General features: G+C 66.3%; 17 protein-coding genes and 1 pseudogene. 1 reads left to right on the top strand and 17 read right to left on the bottom strand.

Going from position 1 to position 22054, the window contains the following annotated elements; translation table 11 throughout:
• Nucleotides 1–42: 42 nt before the first annotated feature.
• From rpmA to clpX, 15 genes and pseudogenes are all read right to left on the bottom strand, one after another.
• On the bottom strand, nucleotides 43–309 hold the full coding sequence (gene rpmA, locus ACAG21_RS06355) for a 50S ribosomal protein L27 (RefSeq protein ID WP_342928182.1): 267 nt from the start codon (nucleotides 307–309) through the stop codon (nucleotides 43–45).
• A 15-nt stretch (nucleotides 310–324) separates the two neighbouring features.
• On the bottom strand, nucleotides 325–636 hold the full coding sequence (rplU, locus tag ACAG21_RS06350; RefSeq protein WP_370495120.1) for a 50S ribosomal protein L21: 312 nt from the start codon (nucleotides 634–636) through the stop codon (nucleotides 325–327).
• Between the two features lie 368 nt (nucleotides 637–1004).
• Complete coding sequence (locus ACAG21_RS06345; RefSeq protein WP_370495119.1) at nucleotides 1005–3827, bottom strand: Rne/Rng family ribonuclease; 2823 nt, start codon at nucleotides 3825–3827, stop codon at nucleotides 1005–1007.
• 319 nt (nucleotides 3828–4146) lie between these two features.
• Complete coding sequence (gene ndk, locus ACAG21_RS06340; RefSeq protein ID WP_370495118.1) at nucleotides 4147–4557, bottom strand: nucleoside-diphosphate kinase; 411 nt, start codon at nucleotides 4555–4557, stop codon at nucleotides 4147–4149.
• Between the two features lie 29 nt (nucleotides 4558–4586).
• Nucleotides 4587–4964, bottom strand: a complete 378-nt coding sequence (locus ACAG21_RS06335; RefSeq protein ID WP_370495117.1) for a DUF4233 domain-containing protein — start codon at nucleotides 4962–4964, stop codon at nucleotides 4587–4589.
• Nucleotides 4961–6393, bottom strand: a pseudogene (locus tag ACAG21_RS06330) (folylpolyglutamate synthase/dihydrofolate synthase family protein). Before ACAG21_RS06330 ends, ACAG21_RS06335 begins: the two are co-directional and overlap by 4 nt.
• Before the next feature lie 27 nt (nucleotides 6394–6420).
• Nucleotides 6421–9069 (bottom strand): valine--tRNA ligase, encoded by a 2649-nt coding sequence (locus ACAG21_RS06325; protein WP_370495116.1) that lies wholly within the window; start codon nucleotides 9067–9069, stop codon nucleotides 6421–6423.
• 86 nt (nucleotides 9070–9155) lie between these two features.
• Entirely contained in the window at nucleotides 9156–9788 is a 633-nt protein-coding gene (locus ACAG21_RS06320; RefSeq protein ID WP_370495115.1) for a LysM peptidoglycan-binding domain-containing protein, read from the bottom strand.
• Nucleotides 9789–10029: 241 nt separating this feature from the next.
• Nucleotides 10030–11286 (bottom strand): trans-acting enoyl reductase family protein, encoded by a 1257-nt coding sequence (locus ACAG21_RS06315; protein ID WP_370495114.1) that lies wholly within the window; start codon nucleotides 11284–11286, stop codon nucleotides 10030–10032.
• Nucleotides 11287–11384: 98 nt separating this feature from the next.
• Entirely contained in the window at nucleotides 11385–11912 is a 528-nt protein-coding gene (locus ACAG21_RS06310) for a transglycosylase family protein (protein ID WP_370495113.1), read from the bottom strand.
• Between the two features lie 1104 nt (nucleotides 11913–13016).
• Complete coding sequence (gene mobA / locus ACAG21_RS06305; RefSeq protein WP_370495112.1) at nucleotides 13017–13613, bottom strand: molybdenum cofactor guanylyltransferase; 597 nt, start codon at nucleotides 13611–13613, stop codon at nucleotides 13017–13019.
• 12 nt (nucleotides 13614–13625) lie between these two features.
• On the bottom strand, nucleotides 13626–14720 hold the full coding sequence (locus ACAG21_RS06300) for a 2-oxoacid:ferredoxin oxidoreductase subunit beta (RefSeq protein WP_370495111.1): 1095 nt from the start codon (nucleotides 14718–14720) through the stop codon (nucleotides 13626–13628).
• A gap of 73 nt (nucleotides 14721–14793) precedes the next feature.
• A complete protein-coding gene (locus ACAG21_RS06295; RefSeq protein ID WP_370495110.1) occupies nucleotides 14794–16749 on the bottom strand; it encodes a 2-oxoacid:acceptor oxidoreductase subunit alpha in 1956 nt (651 codons plus the stop codon).
• Between the two features lie 271 nt (nucleotides 16750–17020).
• Nucleotides 17021–18232, bottom strand: coding sequence for an MFS transporter (locus ACAG21_RS06290; protein ID WP_370495469.1), 1212 nt, complete (start codon nucleotides 18230–18232; stop codon nucleotides 17021–17023).
• 37 nt (nucleotides 18233–18269) lie between these two features.
• Nucleotides 18270–19550, bottom strand: a complete 1281-nt coding sequence (gene clpX / locus ACAG21_RS06285; protein ID WP_036470433.1) for an ATP-dependent Clp protease ATP-binding subunit ClpX — start codon at nucleotides 19548–19550, stop codon at nucleotides 18270–18272.
• Nucleotides 19551–19838: 288 nt separating this feature from the next.
• Here clpX and mmuM point away from each other — a divergent pair, with 288 nt between their 5' ends.
• Nucleotides 19839–20750, top strand: a complete 912-nt coding sequence (gene mmuM / locus ACAG21_RS06280; RefSeq protein WP_370495468.1) for a homocysteine S-methyltransferase — start codon at nucleotides 19839–19841, stop codon at nucleotides 20748–20750.
• 19 nt (nucleotides 20751–20769) lie between these two features.
• Here mmuM and clpP2 read toward each other — a convergent pair whose 3' ends face one another.
• Nucleotides 20770–21414 (bottom strand): ATP-dependent CLP protease proteolytic subunit ClpP2, encoded by a 645-nt coding sequence (clpP2, locus tag ACAG21_RS06275; protein ID WP_096289341.1) that lies wholly within the window; start codon nucleotides 21412–21414, stop codon nucleotides 20770–20772.
• The gene (locus ACAG21_RS06270) at nucleotides 21411–22001 is read right to left on the bottom strand and encodes an ATP-dependent Clp protease proteolytic subunit (RefSeq protein WP_096441443.1); all 591 of its coding nucleotides are present in this window, start codon (nucleotides 21999–22001) and stop codon (nucleotides 21411–21413) included. The genes clpP2 and ACAG21_RS06270 overlap by 4 nt, the downstream gene beginning before the upstream one ends.
• Nucleotides 22002–22054: the final 53 nt, after the last annotated feature.

Below are 22054 nucleotides of genomic sequence, written 5' to 3'. Positions count from 1 at the left end.
CGGTGGTCCTCTCAGCTACCCGCGTGCACGGGCGCGACGACCTCAGTCGGTGGTCTGCCCGGCCGCGACGATGTTGACGGTCTTACGTCCGCGCTTCTCGCCGAACTCGACCGCACCGGCGGCCGTCGCGAACAGCGTGTCGTCACCGCCACGCCCGACGTTGACGCCGGGGTGGAAGTGGGTGCCACGCTGGCGGACGATGATCTCGCCGGCCTTGACGATCTGGCCGCCGAATCGCTTGACGCCCAGCCGCTGAGCGGCGGAGTCGCGACCGTTGCGCGAGCTGGAAGCGCCCTTCTTGTGTGCCATGTCTGTCGCCTCCTGCTACTTGATTCCGGTGACCTTCAGGACCGTCAGCTGCTGACGGTGGCCCTGACGCTTGTGGTACCCGGTCTTGTTCTTGAACTTGTGGATACGGATCTTCGGGCCCTTGGTGTGCTCGAGCACCTCGCCGGTCACGGCTACCTTGGCCAGCGCGGCAGCGTCGGAAGTGACGGACGCACCGTCAACCACCAGCGCCACCGGCAGCGACACTTGGGCGCCGGGCTCGGATTCGAGCTTCTCGACCTTGACCACGTCACCGACGGCGACCTTGTACTGCTTGCCACCGGTCTTGACGATTGCGTAGGTCGCCATCGTTGCTCCTGCCTCTTCACGTCTTCCGCGCGCGTACCAACTGCGATGCGCGTGGTGGGTCTGGGGAGCGGGAGAATCTTCCCGCCTGTCGCCCGCCGAAGTCAGCTGCCCGGCTTGACGACAACTGTCCAAGGGTACGTGACCAGCGGCTACAGGGTCAAACCAGCACCCAGGCGTGCCGCAGCGGGTTCCGGGGCTCCCCGAGGTTGGCCTTGGCAACGAGGAGAATCGCCCTGGTCAGCTGTTTGTTGACTCTCAGCTAACCTGAGGCCGGCTCGGGGTGCTCGGCACGACGTGCCTGGGCCTGATGAAGATGCCGGTCTGGACGATCTTCGCCGGCGCGATCATGCTGGGCGCCGCGCCACGGTTCAGTCCGCGTGGATGGGCGGACCCGCCGGCCTGCCCGCCGCACGCCGGCGCCGTGGACGTCCGAAGCCCGAGTCGCTGTGGGACCCGTTCGCCGAACCGTTTTCGTCGTCGGAATCCTCGTCGTCGTCGAGATCCTCGTCCTCGTCGTCGAGGTCTTCGTCGTCATCGTCGAGGTCTTCGTCGTCGTCGAGGTCCTCGTCGTCATCGTCGAGATCCTCGTCATCGAGATCCTCGTCGACCGCGTCCTCCTCGTCGACGTCGTCGGTGTCCTGATCGGTGTCGTCGTCCTCGGCGTCCTCGAAGGCATCGGAGTCGGTGTCCTCCAAGTCGGCGGGACCCTCCACCTGGGTCTGCTCGTCGATCTCGGTGGTGACGTCCTCGCCGGCCTCCTCGGCGTCACCGTTGTCGCGAGTAGCCATCGCCTTGAACATCGGATGCTCGCCCGGCGCGTGCACGGGCACCTTGGCGACGGCGGGCTGATCGACGGTCTCTTCGGATCGATTCTTCTTCGACCGCTTGCCGCGACGGCCGCCGCCCGACTCGGACTTGCGCCCCGTCGACGGGGCCGAGTCGACCGGATCGGCGTGCAGCAGGATCCCGCGGCCGCCGCAGTTCGGGCACGACGTCGAAAACGCCTCGATCAGACCGGTTCCCAGTCGCTTGCGCGTCAATTGCACCAGGCCCAGCGACGTCACCTCGGACACCTGGTGGCGGGTACGGTCCCGGGCCAGCGACTCGGTGAGCCGGCGCAGCACCAGATCGCGATTGGACTCGAGCACCATGTCGATGAAGTCGATGACCACGATGCCGCCGATGTCCCGCAGCCGCAGCTGACGCACGATCTCCTCGGCCGCCTCGAGGTTGTTCTTGGTGACCGTCTGCTCGAGGTTGCCGCCGGAGCCAGTGAACTTGCCGGTGTTGACGTCGACCACGGTCATGGCCTCGGTTCGGTCGATGACCAGGGTGCCACCCGAAGGCAGCCACACCTTGCGCTCCATCGCCTTGGTCAGCTGCTCGTCGATGCGGTGCACCGCGAACACGTCCGGCCCGGGTTGCCCTTCCGCAACGGGCGGGGCATCGTATTTCGTCAGCTTCGAAACCAGATCGGGCGCAACGGAATTCACGTAGTCGTTGATGGTGCTCCACGCCTCGTCGCCGGAGACGATAAGACCGGCGAAGTCCTCGTTGAACAAGTCGCGGATGACCTTGACCAACACGTCGGGCTCTTCGTAAAGCGCGACCGCCGCGCCGGCGGCCTTCTCTTTGGTCTCGCCCGCCTTGGCCTCGATCTGCTGCCACCGCTCCTGCAGGCGGGTGACATCGTCGCGGATGTCTTCTTCTTTGACGCCTTCGGACGCGGTCCGGATGATCACTCCGGCGTTGGACGGCACCACCTCACGCAGGATCTCCTTGAGACGCTGGCGCTCGGTGTCGGGCAGCTTGCGGCTGATCCCGGTCGACGACGCGCCCGGCACGTAAACCAGGTACCGGCCGGCCAGTGAGACCTGGGTGGTCAACCGGGCGCCCTTGTGTCCGACCGGGTCCTTGCTGACCTGGACGACGACATAATCGCCCGGCTTGAGCGCCTTTTCGATCTTGCGCTCGGCCCCGCCCAGTCCCGCGGCCTCCCAGTTGACCTCCCCGGCGTACAGCACGCCGTTGCGGCCGCGGCCGATGTCGACGAAGGCCGCCTCCATCGAGGGCAGCACGTTCTGCACAATGCCCAGGTAGATGTTGCCGACCAGTGACGCCGACGCCGCCGATGTCACGAAGTGCTCGACGACGATGCCGTCTTCGAGCACGGCGATCTGCGTGTAGCGCGCACCGGGGTGCGGCGGCTCGGTGCGGACCCGGTCGCGCACCACCATGACCCGTTCGACGGCCTCGCGGCGTGCCAGGAATTCGGCCTCGGTGAGCACGGGCGGGCGGCGCCGCCCGGCGTCGCGCCCGTCGCGGCGGCGCTGCCGCTTGGCCTCCAGCCGCGTGGACCCGTCGATGCCCTTGATCTCGGCATTGCTCGAGCCGTTGTTGCCCCTGCTGTCATCGGAGGAGCCGCCCTTGCCGCGCGGAGCCCGCTCGTGCACCACGGTGTTCGGCGGATCGTCCGGTGCGGCGCTGTCGTCGTTGTCGTCAGCCGAACCCGACTTGCGACGACGACGCCGACGACGACGCCGGGTGGCGCCATCGGGCGAACCGTCATCGGCACCGTTGTCGTCGTCGGAGTCGTCCGAGTCATCGTCGGCGTCGTCCGAGTCGTCGCCGTCAGCCGATCTCGGGCCGCGCTGCTCGCCGTCACCGTCGTCGTCCTGGTCGGACCCGCCCTGTTCGCCACGGCCACGGCCGCGACCCCGCCGGCCCCGGCGCCGCCGCCGGTTAGCCGGCCGATCGGCCTGTTCCTCGTCGTCATCACCGTCATCGGGATCGTCGGTGTCGGTATCGGCGCTGTCGTCGGCGCGGCTTTGGACATCGGTCGCGACGGGCTGTGGCGCCACGAACAGCGGCATGTAAGCGGGACGGTCGACCGCGTTCTCGACCGTCACCCGGGACTCGGATGCCCCCGGTGAGCTGACCTCGGCGCTGCTGAAGGCCACGAAGTTCTCCGGCGGGCGCGGCGACAGCAGATCACGTACCCGAATCGCGTCCTCGTAGTCCACGCCGGAATGCGCGCTGCGGATGCGTCCGTCCAGTGCGCTGAGCGCGTCGACCACTCGCTTGCTGGTGGTTCCCAGCGCTCGGGCCAGGGAATGGACTCTCAGACGGTCCGGCAGATCCTCCTGAGCCGGCGTAGTTGAACTGTCTGAAGTTTGGTCACCGTCTATCACGTATTCTCCTCAAGCCCCCGGGCGCGTCACGTCGACGCGGCCACGCGAGGGCTTCGCTATGTGCCCGGGTCACTTCTCCCGGACTTGTGATGGTCTTGCTCCGAGCGACTTGGCTTGAACCCACTCGGCGCCGTGCTGAATGTCGGCCTGACATGCGGCGCAACATCGCGAGCTGGCAATGGTCGCGCTTGTCTAAGTCTTCATTCGGGTGTCTGACGCCGGTCCGGCGACGTTCACCCGCAGTCAGTATCCCACATCACGCCGCGGCCCCAAACGAGCCTGACCTGGAACCCCGGCGACGGGGTGTGGGTCTAAGGGCCTAAGCGCCGGGAAACCATAGCGCGATTTCGCGCTTGGCTGAATCGACCGAATCGGATCCGTGCACCAGATTCAGCTGCGTTTCCAGCCCGAAATCGCCGCGGATGGTGCCCGGTGTGGCCTTCTCCACCGGGTCGGTACCCCCCGCGAGCTGCCGAAACGCCGCAATGGCGCGCGGTCCCTCGACGATTGCCGCCACAACCGGTCCCGACGTGATGAAGTCGAGCAGCGACTCGAAGAACGGCTTGCCGTCGTGCTCGGCGTAGTGCTGCGTGGCCAGCTCCTTGCTGACGCTGCGCAGCTCGAGCGCCGCGATCGCGAGGCCCTTGCGCTCGATGCGGCTGATGATCTCGCCGATCAGCCGCCGTTCGACGCCATCCGGCTTGATCAGTACCAGGGTCCGTTCCGTCACGGCGGTCAGCGTACAGAAAGAATCGCGACTCAGCCCGGCGGTGTTTGCCCCTGACGTCGGCGCACCTCGGCGCGGAAATACGCGATCAGCAGCCACAGCCCGGCGAACAGCACGCCGATGAATCCGACGCCCGAGTACACCGCGAATCCGGCGAGGACGACGAGCTGGACGCTCAGGTTCACCCAGATGGCCCAGGGCCGGCCCTGCACTCCGCACAGCACGATGAGCAGCCCGGCCACACTGACCAGGTAGCCCAGGGACACCGGGGTCAGTCCGCCGCCGACCGCGCCGACCACCGGTATCGCCAACAGCACGACGATCGCCTCCAGGATCAGCGTTGCCGCCATCACGCCCCGGAAGCTCTTCCAGGGGTCGGCCGGTGGCGGGTTCTGCTCGCTATCGGTCATTGGGGGTCACGTCCAAACAAGGTACGCGCGGCCCCGGCGGTGAACACCGAGCCGGTGATCACCATTCCGGTGCCGGAAAACTCTTCGGCGTCGCCCTCGGCGGCGGCGTCGTCGACCAGCGCGGTCGCGACGTCGATCGCGTCGCGCAGGTTTTCGGCGGTCAGCACCCGGTCGGGCCCGAACCGCTGCTGGGCGGCCAGCGCCAGCGCCTCGACATCCAGTGCCCGCGGCGAGCCGTTGTGGGTCACGACGACGGCATCGAAGGCCGGCTCCAGCGCGGCCAGGATGCCGTCGACGTCCTTGTCGGCCATCACGCTAAGGACCCCGACCAGGTAGCGGAAGTCGAATTCACTGTCCAGCGTCTGCGCTAGCGCGGCCGCTCCGCCGGGATTGTGCGCGGCGTCGATGAAAACCGTTGGCGCGCTGCGCATGCGCTCCAGCCGGCCCGGACTGGTGACGGCGGCGAAACCGGCCCGCACCGCCTCGACGTCGAGCTGACGCTGCGCACCGGCGCCGAAGAAGGCCTCGACCGCCGCCAGAGCCACCACCGCGTTATGCGCCTGGTGCTCGCCGTGCAGCGGCAGGTATATGTCGGAGTACACCCCGCCGAGGCCTTGCAGCTCCAGCACCTGCCCGCCGATTGCGACCTGACGGCTCAGCACCGCGAACTCCGAGTCCTCACGCGCGACAGCGGCGTCGGCTGAAACAGTCTGTGCCAGAATGACTTCCATCGCCGCCGGCGCTTGGCGAGCGATGACCGCGACGGTGTCGGGTGCGCCTTCCGGCGCCTTGGTGATGATGCCCGCCTTCTCACCGGCGATCCCGGCGATGTCCTCACCGAGGTATTCGACGTGGTCGATGCCGACCGGGGTGATGACCGCGACGGGCGCGTTGATCAGGTTGGTGGCATCCCAGCGGCCGCCCATGCCGACCTCGACCACGGCGACCTCGACGGGCGCGTCGGCGAACGCCGCGAATGCCATCGCCGTCAGCACCTCGAACTTGCTCATCGCCGGACCGCCGGCGGCCTGCGACTGCGCGTCGATCATCTGCACGAACGGCTCGATCTCGCGGTAGGTCGCCACGTATTGCGCTGGGCTGATCGGCTTTCCGTCGATCGCGATGCGTTCGATCGCCGACTGCAGATGCGGGCTGGTGGTGCGGCCGGTGCGCCGGTGCAGCGCGGTCAGCAGCGCGTCGATGATGCGCACCACCGACGTTTTTCCGTTGGTGCCCGCGACGTGGATCGACGGATAGCCGAGTTGCGGCGAGCCGAGCAGATCCATCAGGGCGCTGATACGGGTCAGGCTCGGTTCGATTTTCGTTTCGGGCCACCGCTGGTCCAGCAGATGCTCGACCTGTAGCAGGGAGGCGATCTCGTCCGGTGTCGGAGCGGCATCCGGCGCCGGCGCAGAGCTGGTGGCCCCAGCTTCGTCGAGCCAGTCGGGCTCGTCGGTCATTGCAGCCCGGCCAACCTGGTGTTGATGCGCTCGGTTTCCTCTTGGGCCACCCGCTGACGATCGCGAATCTTGGTGACGACGTTCTGCGGTGCCTTGCCCAAGAACTCCTCGTTCGCCAATTTCGCTGTGGTGGACGCCAGTTCCTTCTGCGCTGCGGCCAAGTCCTTTTCCAGGCGGCGGCGCTCGGCCGCGACGTCGATGGTGCCCGAGGTGTCGAGTTCGACGACGACGGTGCCGCCGTTCAACCGAACTTCCACCGATGCCGACGGGTTGAACTCGGGGCCCGGCGCGGTGAGCCACGCCAGCGACGTCACTGCGGACACCTGAGTGCTCAGATCGCTGTCCGCGACGCCGGCCAGCCGGGCCGGCACCTTCTGCCGGTCCGCCAGACCCTGGTCGCTGCGGAACCGGCGAACCTCGGTGACCAGCCGCTGCATATCGCTGACACGCTGCACCGCAACAGAATCCAGGCTGACGCCGGACGGCTTCGGCCACTCGGCGATGACCAGGGACTCCTCCCCCGTCAACGCCTGCCATAGCTCCTCGGTAACAAACGGGATGACCGGGTGCAGCAACCGCAGCAGTGTATCGAGGGCCGCGGCCAGCACCGCGGTGGTGTGGGTGAGCCCGTCGGCGAGCTGCACCTTGGCCACTTCGACATACCAGTCACAGAATTCGTCCCACGCGAAGTGGTAGAGCGCCTCGCAGGCCCGGCTGAACTCGTAGCTGTCGAACGCCGAATCCACTTCGGCGCGAACCTCTTCCAACCGACCCAGGATCCACCGGTCGGCGTCGGTCAGCTCGGCGACCGGTGGCACCGGTGCCAGTTGCGCGCCGTTGAGCAACGCGAACCGGGTGGCATTGAACAGCTTGGTGACAAAGTTGCGTGACGCCCGGACGGCATCCTCACCGACGGACAGGTCGCCGCCGGGACTGGCGCCACGGGCGAGGGTGAACCGCAGCGCATCGGCCCCGAATGCCTCCAGCCAGTCCAGCGGGTCGATCACGTTGCCCTTGGACTTGCTCATCTTGCGGCCGAACTCGTCGCGGATCAGGCCGTGCAGGAAAACGTCGGTGAACGGCACCTGTGGGCCGCGCGAGCCGCCGAGCGTGATCGCGTCGTCACCGCCGACGAAGGTGCCGAACATCATCATCCGCGCCACCCAGAAGAACAGGATGTCGTATCCGGTCACCAAAACACTTGTCGGATAGAACTTTTCCAACTCAGGAGTCTTATCCGGCCAGCCCAGCGTGGAGAATGGCCACAGCGCCGACGAGAACCAGGTGTCCAGCACGTCGGGGTCTTGGGTCCAACCCTCCGGGGGGGTCTCGTCCGGGCCGACACAGACCTGTTGGCCGTCGGGCCCGTACCAGATCGGGATGCGGTGGCCCCACCAGAGCTGTCGCGAGATGCACCAGTCGTGCATGTCGTCGACCCAGCCGAACCACCGCGGTTCCAGGCTGGCCGGGTGAATCACGGTGTCCCCGTTGCGCACCGCGTCGCCGGCGGCCTTGGCCAGCGACTCCACCCTGACCCACCACTGCAGCGACAGCCGGGGCTCGATCGGTTCGCCACTGCGCTCCGAGTGCCCGACGCTGTGCAGGTAAGGCCGCTTCTCCGCGACCACCCGGCCCTGTGCGGCCAGCGCCTCACGAACGGCGACGCGAGCTTCGAAGCGATCCATGCCGTCGAATTGTGTTCCGGTATCGACGATCCGGCCTTTGGTATCGAGAATCGAAATCATCGGTAATTCGTGACGCAGCCCGATCTCGAAGTCGTTCGGGTCGTGCGCGGGCGTGACTTTGACTGCGCCGGTACCGAATTCGGGGTCCACGTGCTCGTCGGCGACGATGATCAGCTGCCGATCGAGGAATGGGTGCGGCAGCGTGGTACCGACCAGATGCCGGTAGCGCTCGTCGCCGGGATGCACCGCGACCGCCGTGTCACCGAGCATCGTCTCGACCCGGGTGGTCGCCACCACGATGTGCGGCTGCGAGTCGTCGAGCGACCCGTACCGGAACGACACCAGTTCGCCTTCGACCTCCTGATAGTCGACCTCGATATCGGAGATTGCCGTCTGGAGCACCGGCGACCAGTTGACCAGTCGTTCGGCCTGATAGATCAGCCCCGCCTCGTAGAGCCGCTTGAATATTGCCCGGACCGCGCGGGACAGGCCCTCGTCCATGGTGAACCGGTCGCGGTCCCAATCGACCCCGTCGCCAAGGCGGCGCATCTGGCCGCCGATGGCGCCGCCGGATTCACGCTTCCAGTCCCAGACCTTGTCGACGAACAGCTCGCGACCGAAGTCCTCTTTGGTCTTGCCGTCGACCGCGAGCTGCTTTTCCACGACGCTCTGCGTCGCGATGCCGGCGTGATCCATCCCCGGCTGCCACAGCACCTCGTATCCCTGCATGCGCTTGCGGCGGGTCAGGGCGTCCATCATCGTGTGCTCGAGCGCGTGGCCCATGTGCAGGCTGCCCGTGACGTTCGGCGGCGGCAGCACAATCGAGTACCCGGGCTTGGAACTAGTCGGGTCCGCCTTGAAGTAACCGGCGTCCACCCACTTCTGGTAGATCGCCGTCTCCAGCGCACCGGGATCCCACGACTTGGGCAGGTCGGCGGCGGAGCGGGGGCTGGCGGTCACCGGTCAATTCTAGGAACCGCGACGGGCCCGCGTGTAAGCGCCCGAACACGGGGTGTGCTCGGTCACTCTCGGTGGCGCCGCGCCGCTCAGGGAATCGTGAGCACCTGGCCCGGGTGGATCAGGTCTGGATCGGAGACACCGCTGGCGTCCGCGATCACCTGATACTTGCTGCCGTCACCGTAAAACCGCTCCGCGATCGCCCACAGCGTGTCGCCGGAGACGACGGTGTACGTGCGCGGCGCGGGCTCGGGGGCCGCCTCGCCCGCGGGCTGCGGAATGCCGCCGACAGGACCGGACATCGGCTCGGGGGCGGGTTCGGCGACGGGCTGGGACGTGTCGGTCGTCACATCCGCGGGCTCGGCGGCCGGCGCCGGAGGTGGCGGACCGTCGGTCTCGGTGTGAGTGGACCATGCCGGTCCGTCCGCGGCGTAGAGCACGAGGTTGCAGTCGTCCTGAAGCACCAACCGGACGTCCTTCTTCCCTTTGGTGTCGGTGTGCCAAACCGGCTTGTCCGACGTGTAGAGGACGAAATTGCCGTCGCGCTGCACCTCGGCGCGCTGCACGTCTTGGCCGTTGGTCGCCGTCGCCCACAACGCTTCGCCGCGCGCGGCCAGTACGAGGTTGCCGTCGTCTTGCAGCGTCAGCGTGTAGGCCCCGTTCTTGGAGGCGAGCGACTGCCCCCGCTGCAGCTGTTGTCCTTCAGTAAGCGTGTCTGACATGGCTTTTCCCTCTCGTCGTCTAGGCCGGCGTGATGACGCCGGACACGTCTGCTGGCATACCTCCCTCGGCGCAATCGAAACCATCGGAAATTCCGACGATCGCTCCAGACGTGCAGTGACGCTTGGCTACTTCGTCGCGTGGTCGGCGGCGACGAACCATCTCTTGCACAGATCTTCAAGCACGTCGACCAGGACACTGATCCAATCCAGCGGCCGGTCGAAAGACGTTGTGGCAGTGGGTCTAATCCAACCGCTCGGTCCGCAGCGACACGCCGGCAGCGGGCAACCGGGTCAGCAATACCTCACCCATCGCGGCCGCCGGCGTGAGCACCCCGCGCAGGTCAGAGAGCTTGTCCCGATCCAGCGCGAGAGCCAGGCCGCACTCTCCCAGCAACACCGCCGTCGCCTTGTAGCCGGGGTCGCCCTGCTGCTCCATCCTCGCCACATACCGCGCACCACTGGTTGTGCTGGTGTAGGTCTCGAGCCGGTAGTAGCCGCGGTCGCGCGTTTTAGCGCTCGGACCGGTGCCGGGTTTGGGTGTGATGCGGTCCACCAGCGCGTCCGGCAGCAGCCGCAAGTAGCGACTGCCGAGGCCAATAGACGCGTTGCCGATCCCGGCCATGATGGCCGACGCGACCGGCGCCAGCGGCGACGAGCCCAGGCTCATGTGTTCGGTGTAGCGGAAGCGCCGGCCGTATGCCCAATCCAGTAATGCGTTGCTGCGACGCACGATTCGGGTGTTGATCGACGACATCAGAAATCCGGCTGTCCAGACTCCGGTCAGCTCCGGCGCGATGTAGCGACCCCTTCGCCAGGGCAGATCGGGCTGCCGCCCGAGTTCGGGTTCGGCGCCGCGATCGGTGCTGAGCGTGTACGGGTCGGCGAGCAGGCTGCGGACATCCGCGTCGCTGGACGCGGCGCGCAGCACGCCCATGATCGACGCGACCGTCCCGCCGGAGAACCCGCCCATCAATGCGCGCATCACGAAGTTGGTGTCGCCGAGCTCGCCGGTGCCGTCGTCGCGTGCCGCCCGGTACAAGGCGTACACCGTCAGATCCGAAGGGACCGAATCGAATCCGCAGCAGTGCACGATCCGGGCACCGTTGTCGGCTGCTTGCTTGTGATAGAGGTCGATGGCCTCGCGGATGAACATCGCCTCGCCGGTCAGGTCCGCGTAGTCGGTACCCGCCGCGGCGCACGCGGCCACCAACGGCATTCCGTAGCGGGCGTAGGGGCCGACCGTGGTCACGACGACCTGGGTGCGGGCGGCCATCTCGTCCAGTGTCGAGGGCGACGCCGCGTCGGCGCTCAGCACCGGCCAGGACTGCGCGGCCTCCCCGAGGCTGTCGCGGACGGCGCGCAAGCGCTCTGCCGACCTGCCGGCCAGGGCGATCCGCGCACCGGCCCCGGCGCGTGCCAGGTATTCGGCGGTGAGCTTGCCGACGAAGCCGGTCGCCCCGTACAGCACGATGTCGAATTCACGCCCCGATGCCGTCATCGTCGCGACGGTACCGGACGACATCGGCTGTACCGCGGCCGCGCGTACAACAGAAAATGCCGGGCACGAAGGCCCGGCATTTTCTGTTGGCTTTGAGGTCAGCCGCGACGGCCGCAGACCGGCCACGCGCCGATCCCCTGCGAGTGCAGCACGTTCTCGGCCACCCGTATCTGCTCCTCGCGGCTCGCGCCGGCGGGGGAGCCCGATCCGCCGTTGGCACGCCAGGTACTCGAGGTGAACTGCAGGCCACCGGAGTAACCGTTGCCGGTACTGATCCCCCAGTTGCCACCCGATTCGCACTGCGCGATGGCATCCCAGTTCACGCTGTACGCCTTGATCGGCGCGGGGGCGTCCGGTGCCGGAGGCGGCGGGGCGTCAAAGCCGACCGGGGCGGGCGGCGGCGGAGCGTCCGGCGCAGGAGGCGGCGGAACGTTCGGGTCGAAGCCCACCGGCGCAGGCGGCGGGGCGTCCGGTGCCGGAGGCGGCGGAACGTCGAAGCCCGCCGGCGCGGCGGGCGCGTCGGGAGCCGGCGGCGGGGGCACATCCGCGCTCGCGGTGGCGGACGGAAGCGTCACCAGCGAACCTGTGATAGCAGCGAGGATGAGCGTCTTACGGACGTTATTCAAAGCGTTCCTTTCGCGAGCGCGCGCGCCAAAGCAAACCCACGGATGGGTTTAGGGGGTTCGTGAAGTGGAAATAGGTGCTCTGGACCGTGCCGTCTCGTTTCGGCACGACAGCGAGGGCATGGTCTGCCCAGCAGGCACAAAGCCGCTGGCTGCCGGGCGGCGTTCACCGTCCGCAGCCCCGCTCACACACGGGTACGTGGATTAAATTTTGTTTAACCCCTTTCGGGCTAAAAGGCACCGTAGGGGACCGCGAAGCATCCGTCATATCCGACACGCCGATATCTCGGAACAATAACGAGCAGATCACGACGTGGGACGGGAATAATTTCTGCAGGTCAGCGACGCCTTTTCTTCGCAAACTCCCAGGTCAAGATCATGGCATTTTCGTGACTCGAATCACGCACATTTTGTGAGCTGGACCACCCGTTTGCCGGACGGTTCAGCCGCCGTAGAGTTCGCTCGACGGCAGACCCGACCGAGGGCAATCAGCCGGCACGAGCGGACTGATCTTGATCGGTTCAGTTCGAGTCGAATCACGCCGAAACTTGTACCTCTAGCAGCCGAAACATGCTCTTGCACAGGGTCGTTCGTCGATGTACGCGCGAGGCGCCCATGCGGCGGGCGTTAGCACTACGTAAACATGTCTTGACAATCGTTTCGGCCGAGTTACGCAGGGCTTCAACGGCTTTAGTGAGACATACACGCGGAGGAGCCGCAGCATCCGCCGACGCGTCGGTTCTTGGCGCCACGGCTGAGCCACGGGCGGTGGGCTCAGCGCATTTGCACGAAGCAATTTGCTGGAGAAACTCACCTGGCGATCTAGACTGCGCACATCAACGTGCCAATAGCGACCCGCCCCGCCGGCGCGCCGAAGAGTACTCGAAACCTACTGTGGCACAACGTGGCTCACTCGCGCGGAACGCCCCGATACCGGCACGTGCGGCAATAACGCGGCGAATGGCCGGATATTCGCTTGCATTCGAACCAAAAATGAGGATGAACCAATGGTTAACTGGATGAGTATTAAAGCGTGCTTTTAACTCGATAATTTGAGATAAAGGCGATCAATTAACATCCAAGAATGGCGAAACCCGCCGGGGCGCGTCAGGCGCCGGGGAGCACTAGGGCGCGGAACTCGGCGTCGGTGTTGACGTTGGTCAACGCACGCGAATCCGGTAGCACGATCTGTTGGGCATCTGACGCGTCGATCAGCGCGCTCATCCTGCGCTCGCCGCCGGCCACCAGTGCATCGATGCGGTCGGCAAGAGTGGTGCGGTACACCGCGGCCAGGAAATGACTGCGGCCGTCCCAGGGCACGATCACTTCGGCGTCGGTCTTGGTGGCGAGCGCCATCAGGTCGTCGATCAATTCCGGTGTCAGCAGCGGCATGTCGACCGCGCAGACAAAGGCGAATTGAGCGCCCGCCTCCGCGGCGGCGCGCAGTCCTCGCCCGGTGGCCGGCAGCGGCCCCAGGCCCTGGATCTCGTCACGGATAACATGCGCCGCCGCCAGCTTGGGCAGCGGTTGGCCCGGGGCTGCGACGACGAATACCGGCTCACAGCGCTGCGCTACGACACCGACGACGTACTCGGCCATCGTGGCGGCTCCGCCGGGCCCCGGCAGGGTGGCCTTGTCGCGGCCCATGCGCCGCGATTCGCCCCCGGCGAGTACTACTGCGGCCAATGACACTGCATCGGACACGAGCGCAGCCCCTTATTCGACGGTCCAGGTGTCACGCCCGCGCAGCAGAGACTGCAGCGCGGCCGCGTCGTACGGAGTGGCAGCCCGGGCCGCGGCGACCTGAGCGCGGGCCGCGTCGTCGTAGGTGGGCCGGGAGACATCCCGGAAGATGCCCAGCACGGTGTGATCGAGGTTCTGGTCCGACAGCCGCGACAGCGCGAACGCGTAGGCCGGGTCGTCGGTGTGCGCGTCGTGCTTGACGATCTCCTCGACGGCCACGTCGGCAGTCTTCGCGGCTTCGAGGCTGAAGCCCGACTTCACCACGCAGTATTCGCCGTTGGCGCCGAACACAATTGGCTCACCGTGACGCACGTTGATCACGCGGTCCTCGGCTCCCTCTTTCCGCAGCGCGTCGAACGAACCGTCGTTGAAGATCGGGCAATCCTGCAGGATTTCGACCACCGCGGCGCCGCGATGTTCGGCGGCACCGCGCAATACCTCGGTCAGCCCGGCACGGTCGGAGTCCAGCGCGCGACCGACGAAGGTCGCCTCGGCGCCCAGCGCCAGCGACACCGGGTTGAACGGATGATCCAGGGACCCCATCGGCGTCGACTTGGTGATCTTGCCGACCTCGGACGTCGGCGAGTACTGGCCCTTGGTCAACCCGTAGATCCGATTGTTGAACAGCAGGATCGTGATGTTGACGTTGCGGCGCAGCGCGTGGATCAGGTGGTTGCCGCCGATCGACAGGGCGTCGCCGTCGCCGGTGACAACCCAGACCGATAGGTCCTCGCGAGAAAGCGCCAGGCCGGTCGCGATCGCCGGGGCGCGGCCGTGGATCGAGTGGAACCCGTAGGTCTCGAGGTAATAGGGGAAGCGGCTGGAGCAGCCGATACCGCTGATAAACACGATGTTCTCGCGGCGCAGGCCGAGGTCCGGCAAGAAGTTGCGGATCGTGTTGAGGATGACGTAGTCACCACAGCCCGGGCACCAGCGGACCTCTTGGTCACTGGTGAAGTCCTTGCCCTTCTGCGGCTGATCGGTGGTGGGTACACCGTCGTTCTTCTTCAGCCTCGGAGTCAGGCCGAGGTCCGTGCCCGCCAGGTCGCCGCTGATCGCGTTAGTCACGAGCGCCGCTCCTCCCCATCGCTTCGTCCCCCGCAAGCGGGCGGTGCCCCTACTGCATCGTCGCCGTCGCGCGTCATGCGTTAGCTCCAACCGTTGCTGCCGCCATTCTGGCGACCATCGCTTTGTCCTGCTCGATCTCGGCCAGGGTCCCGGCTAGGGCCGCGCGGATGAGCCGTCCGACCTCGTCGGCGAGGAAGGCAACGCCTTGCACCTTGGTGACCGACTGCACGTCGACCAGGTACCTGGCACGCAGCAGCATCGCCAGCTGGCCCAAGTTCATCTCCGGTGCCACCACCCTCGGGTACCGACGCAGCACGTCGCCGAGGTTCGCGGGGAACGGATTGAGGTAACGCAGGTGGGCGTGGGCGACCTTGATGCCCTTGCGCCGCGCGCGTCGGCAGGCTTCACCGATCGGGCCGTACGAGCTGCCCCAGCCGATCAGCAACAGCTCGGCATCATCGGTCGGGTCGTCGACTTCCAGGTCGGGCACCGAGATGCCGTCGATCTTGGCCTGGCGCAGCCGAACCATCAAGTCGTGGTTGACCGGCTCGTAAGAGATTGCGCCCGAACCGTTTGCGGCCTCCAGGCCGCCGATCCGGTGCTCCAGACCCGGCGTGCCCGGAACGGCGAACTGGCGGGCCAGCGTCTCCGGGTCGCGCGCGTAAGGCTGGAAGGGCTCGTCGGGCTTGGCGAAGTTATGCGTGATCGGCTTGAGCGTCGAGACGTCGGGGATCTTCCACGGCTCCGAGCCGTTGGCGATCGCGCCATCGGACAACAGGATCACCGGCGTGTGGTACGACACAGCGATGCGCACCGCCTCCAAGGCGGTCTCGAAGCAGTCCGACGGCGACCGCGGTGCCAGCACCGCCACCGGTGACTCGCCGTTACGGCCGAAGAGCGCCTGCAGCAGGTCGGCCTGCTCGGTCTTGGTGGGCAGACCGGTGGACGGTCCGCCTCGCTGCACGTCGATGACCAGCAGCGGCAGTTCGGTCATCACGGCCAGGCCGAGCGCCTCGGACTTCAGCGAGATACCCGGTCCGGAAGTGCTGGTCACGCCCAGCGCGCCGCCATACGAGGCCCCGATCGCGGCGCAGATGCCACCGATCTCGTCCTCGGCCTGGAAGGTGATCACATTGAAGTTTTTGTGCCTGGACAGCTCGTGCAGGATGTCCGACGCCGGAGTGATCGGGTAGCTGCCGAGCACGACCTGAATGCCGGACAGCTGGCCGGCCGCCACGATGCCGTAGGCCAGCGCGGTGTTGCCGGAGATCTGACGGTATTCGCCGGTGGGCAGGGTCGCCCGGGACACCTCGTATGTGGTGCCGAAGGCCTCGGTGGTCTCGCCGTAGTTCCAGCCCGCCTTGAGCGCGAGCACGTTGGCCTCGGCGACGTCGGGCTTGCGGACGAACTTCTCCCGGATGAAGTTCTCGCTGGTCTGGATCGGTCGCCCGTACATCCACGACAACAGGCCGAGCGCGAACATGTTCTTGGCGCGCTGCCCGTCCTTCTTGGACGCGCCGATTGCCTCGACGGCGCCGAGCGTCAGCGTGGTCATCGCGACCGAGTGCACCACGTAGTCGGACAGCTCGTCGGTCTCCAGCGGGTTTGCTACGTAACCGACCTTGGTCAGGTTTCGCTTGGTGAATTCGTCGGAGTTCGCGATCACCATTCCGCCGCGCGGTAGGTCACCGATGTTGGCCTTCAGCGCGGCCGGGTTCATCGCGACGAGCACGTCGGGCCGGTCGCCGGCGGTGAGGATGTCGTAGTCGGCGATTTGAATCTGGAATGACGAGACCCCGGGCAATGTGCCTGCGGGGGCGCGGATCTCGGCGGGATAGTTCGGCTGAGTCGCGAGGTCGTTGCCGAAGAGCGCGGCCTCGGAGGTGAACCGGTCACCGGTCAGCTGCATACCGTCGCCGGAGTCGCCGGCGAATCGGATGACGACCTGTTCCAGGCGTTGACGGTCCGACCCAACAGGAGGGGACCCGCCATGAGAATCTGACCCGGCTCCACTGCCGTTCGGATCCACGTCTCCGCCTTCCATTTGTTAACCGGACAGGCACACTGCCGAAGTTTCAGGTTACGCGCCGTCAAAGGAAGTCCCACGCAAACACGATTGTATGAGACTCGTAGTACCAATTATTGCACTGGTTTTCGTGTCAGAAGGACGTCCTCGACTACCCGTACTTACCAATATCTTAAGCAAAACACGTAGTCAGCAAGGGCTACCGACGAGTACGACACAAAACTGTGGTCTTGGTCACGTCGTCGCCAATGCGTTTGACTGCCGTAATCAATCGTTAGCCAGCGCGTTGTTCACGCACGACCGTTTCCGGCATCGCGAGCAAATACAGCACGAAACCCGCACCGGCGAGGCCGCCCAGAGCCAAGAAGGCGACGTTGTAGCCGGCCGCGACCACGATGGCGCCCGCGGCGTAATTCGACACCGCGGCACCCAATCCCGTCGCCGCCGTGATCGCTCCCAGACTGAGGTTGAATCGGCCGGTTCCGTGGGTCACGTCTTGCACGACGAGAGGAAACAGCGCCCCGAAAATGCCGGCGCCCACCCCGTCCAGTAGCTGTACACCGACCAGCCAATACGAATTGCCGGACAGCGGGTAGAGAAAGCCGCGAGCGGCCAGAACCGCGAATCCGAACAAAAAGATCGGCTTTCGCCCCCAGGCGTCGGCCTTGGCGCCGGCCAGATAGGCAACCGGCACCATGACCACTTGTGCCGCGACGATGCAGACCGCCATCAGTGCGGTCCCGACGTGTTTGTTGTGCAGCGCGAGCAACTGGCCGACCAGCGGCAGCATCGCGGCGTTCGCAAAATGAAACGCGACGACCGCGGCGGCGAAGATCATCAGCCTGCGGTTGTGCCACAGCACGCGCAGGCGTGACGGCTCGTCCTGCTGCTCGCCGGGCACGTGATCCATGCCTCGGGCGACGTCATGGTCGATGGCATCGCGCGGGATGCCCAGGGTCGCAGCGATGCTGGCGGCCGCCATCGCGGCAAGCACCCAGAACACCACCGCCGGGCCGAAGCAATAGGCCAGCCCCCCGGTAATGGCTGCGGCCGTGGCGTTTCCGGCATGGTTGAACGACTCGTTGCGGCCGATTCGGCGCGAAAACCGTCTCGGCCCGACGATGCCCAGGGTGATCGCGGCCAGCGCCGGCGCGAATACCGAACCGGCGATTCCGGCCAGGACCTGCAGCACCGAGATTGAGTAGAAGCCGGGAAACATCGGCATCGCCAGCGACGCGGCGGTGACGGTCGAGGCACCGGCGATGATCAGGGCGCGCTTGGCGGTGGTCTTGTCGACCAGCGCGCCCACCGGTGCCTGCACAAGAATGCCGCCGACACCGCCGATCGCCATGACAAAGCCGATCGACTCCTGGTCCCAGTGGTGGGTCAGCAGCAGGTAGATCGAGAGATAGGGCCCCAGCCCGTCGCGTACGTCGGCCAGCAGGAAATTCAACAGGTCGAGCGGACGGGCCAGTCGACGCGGAATTGCGTCGCTGGTCGGAACGGGCGTGCCCGAGTCCTAGCTAGGCGCTCTTGTCGCGGCGCTCGGTGCGCGACGGCTTGCGCGGCACGATCGTCGGCAAGACGTTGTCCTGCACGGTCTCCTTGGTCACGACCACCTTGGCGACGTCGTCGCGGCTCGGGATGTCGTACATCACCGGCAGCAGCACCTCTTCCATGATGGCGCGCAGGCCACGGGCGCCGGTGCCGCGGTGAATCGCCTGGTCCGCGATCGCCTCGAGCGCGTCGTCGCTGAACTCCAGCTCGACACCGTCCATCTCGAACAGGCGGGTGTATTGCTTGACCAACGCGTTCTTGGGCTCGGACAGGATCTTGACCAGCGACTCCATGTCGAGGTTGGTGACCGAGGCGACGACCGGGAGCCGGCCGATGAACTCGGGGATCAGACCGAACTTGATCAGGTCCTCGGGCATCACTTCGGCGAAGTGGTCCGTGGTGTCGATCTCGGCCTTGGAACGGACCTCGGCACCGAAGCCCAGGCCGCGCTTGCCGACGCGCTCGTAGATGATCTTCTCCAGACCGGCGAACGCACCCGCGACGATGAACAGCACGTTGGTGGTGTCGATCTGGATGAACTCCTGGTGCGGGTGCTTGCGGCCGCCCTGCGGCGGAACCGACGCCTGCGTGCCCTCCAGGATCTTCAGCAGGGCCTGCTGCACGCCCTCGCCGGAGACATCGCGAGTGATCGACGGGTTCTCGCTCTTACGGGCGATCTTGTCGACCTCGTCGATGTAGATGATGCCGGTCTCGGCGCGCTTGACGTCGTAGTCGGCGGCCTGGATCAGCTTGAGCAGAATGTTCTCGACGTCCTCACCGACGTAACCGGCTTCGGTCAACGCGGTGGCGTCGGCGATGGCGAACGGCACGTTGAGCATCTTGGCCAGCGTCTGGGCCAGGTAGGTCTTGCCGCAGCCGGTGGGGCCGAGCATCAAGATGTTGGACTTGGTCAGCTCGACCGGCTCGCACCGGGAGTCACGACCCTTTTCGCCGGCCTGAATTCGCTTGTAGTGGTTGTAGACCGCGACGGCCAGCGTGCGCTTGGCGGTGTCCTGCCCGATCACGTAGCCCTCGAGGAACTCCCGGATCTCAGCGGGCTTGGGGAGCTCGTCGAGCTTGACGTCGTCGGCGTCAGCCAGCTCCTCTTCGATGATCTCGTTACAAAGATCAATGCACTCATCGCAGATGTAGACCCCGGGGCCCGCAATGAGTTTCTTGACCTGCTTTTGACTCTTTCCGCAGAACGAGCACTTCAGCAGATCACCGCCGTCTCCGATGCGCGCCATGGTGCCTCAGTGCCTACTTCCTGTTGCCGTACGTCTTTTAACGTGCCGCATGTATTCCCCCGACGCTACCCGTTGGATCGGGCCCGCCGCGACCATTAGCGCCGAATCGCGTCGGTGGTATTCATGCCTGTCCGAAAACATATAGCCCGACAACCCCCGTCACTGCCGCAGACGCGCTTTCCGTGTCTTTGGCGTGTCGCGGTCGTTACCCCACCGAGGCTGCTAACACCAAACGGGCTGGTTGCCAGGCCACCACCATACAGTGGCCGGGTGGGATTGGCTGGGGGAATTTTCGGGGCGGGCGAATCGGTCCTGATCAGCGATGGCGGCCTGGCCACCGAGCTGGAAGCACGCGGTCACGACCTGTCCGACCCGCTGTGGTCGGCGCGGCTGCTGGCCGATGCCCCGGAGGAAATCGTCGCGGTGCATGCCGCCTACTTTCGGGCGGGCGCCGCGATCGCGACGACCGCGAGCTATCAGGCGTCCTTCGACGGCTTTGCGGCCCGCGGGTTTGACCGCGACCGCGCGGGCGAATTGTTGCGCCGCAGTGTCGAACTCGCCCGGCTGGCGCGCGACGAGAACGGCGCCGACGGCCTTCTCGTCGCCGCCTCGGTCGGGCCCTATGGCGCGGCGCTGGCCGACGGATCCGAATACCGCGGTCGCTACGGCCTCACGGTTGAGGCGCTGAGGCGCTGGCATCGGCCGCGACTCGAAACCCTGGCCGCAGCGGGCGCCGACGTGCTGGCATGCGAAACCGTGCCGGACGCCGACGAGGCCGAGGCACTGGTCGAGCTGGTGCGTACGGTCGGCGTGCCGGCCTGGCTCAGCTACACGATCGACGGGCCGGCTACGCGTGCCGGCCAACCGCTCGCCGAGGCGTTCGCGGTCGCTGCCGGGGTCGACGAGATCGTCGCGGTCGGTGTCAATTGCTGCGCACCGGACGACGTGCTGGGAGCCATCGAGATCGCCTCGACGCTCGGCAAACCGGTGATCGTCTACCCGAACAGCGGCGAACGATGGGACGGTCGCGGGTGGACCGGAACGTCGCGCTTCTCCGCCGAGCTCGCCGGGCAGTGGATCTCCGCCGGCGCGCGCATCGTCGGCGGATGCTGCCGGGTCGGGCCGAAGGACATCAAGGACATTGCCGATGTTCGCCGAGCGTGCACTCAGCGCGAAAAATCAGCCGAAAATTCGCAGTGAGCGCACGTTCGGCGGAAACTCACGCGGTCTGCGCGGACAGCTTCCGGTACTCGAGAACGGTGTCGATGATCCCGTAATCCTTGGCCTCTTCGGCGGTCAGGATCTTGTCGCGGTCGGTGTCCTTGCGGATGACCGAGGGCTCCTTGTTGGTGTGCCGGGCCAGCGTCGTCTCCATCAGCGTGCGCATCCGCTCGATCTCGGCGGCCTGGATCTCCAAGTCGGAGAACTGCCCCTGGATCACACCCTGCAGCGAGGGCTGGTGGATCAGCACCCGCGCGTTGGGCAGCGCCATCCGCTTGCCCGGCGTGCCGGCGGCCAGCAGCACCGCCGCGGCCGAGGCGGCCTGACCCAGGCACACCGTCTGAATGTCGGCGCGCACGTACTGCATGGTGTCGTAAATCGCCATCAGCGAGGTGAATCCGCCACCGGGCGAGTTGATGTACATGGTGATGTCGCGGTCGGGGTCCAGCGACTCCAACACCAGCAACTGCGCCATGATGTCGTTCGCCGAGGCGTCGTCGACCTGCACGCCGAGGAAGATGATGCGTTCCTCGAACAGCTTGTTGTACGGGTTGGACTCCTTGACGCCGAAGCTCGAGTGCTCGATGAACGACGGCAGAATGTAGCGCGCCTGGGGCTGGGTTTCGGGGTTCTGGAAACTCATCGGGCTTCTCCATTGGTGATGTGGGCGGCGCGGGTGATGATGTGGTCGACGAAGCCGTATTCCAGGGCCTCCTGCGCGGTGAACCACCGGTCGCGATCGGAGTCGGCCTCGATGCGCTCGATCGACTGACCGGTGAACTCCGCGTTCAGCCGGAACATCTCCTTCTTGATGACGTGGAACTGCTCGGCCTGGATGGCGATGTCGGCCGCGCTACCGGTCACCCCACCCAGCGGCTGGTGCATCAGGATGCGGGCGTGCGGCAGCGCGTAGCGCTTGCCCTTGGTCCCCGCCGCCAACAGGAACTCGCCCATCGAGGCGGCCATGCCCATCGCGTAGGTGGCGATGTCGCACGGCGCCAGCACCATCGTGTCGTAAATCGCCATCCCCGCGCTGATCGATCCGCCCGGGGAGTTGATGTAGAGGTTGATGTCCTTGTCGCCGTCCTCGGCGGCGAGCAGCAGAATCTGCGCGCACAACCGGTTGGCGACCTCGTCGTTCACCTCCGAACCCAGGAAGATGATGCGCTCGGAGAGCAAGCGCTCATAGACCGAGTCCGTGAGGTTGAGACCCACCGAATTCGAACGCATATCAGTCACGACTGAATTACCTGCTTTCTTTGCGATCTGTACTGACGACACTA

Origin of the sequence: Mycobacterium sp. pR1184, assembly GCF_041287235.1 — a bacterium.
Taxonomy (GTDB): Bacteria; Actinomycetota; Actinomycetes; order Mycobacteriales; family Mycobacteriaceae; genus Mycobacterium.
Note: the sequence above shows the minus strand (reverse complement) of the source record. Positions and strands in the feature narration are given on the sequence as shown.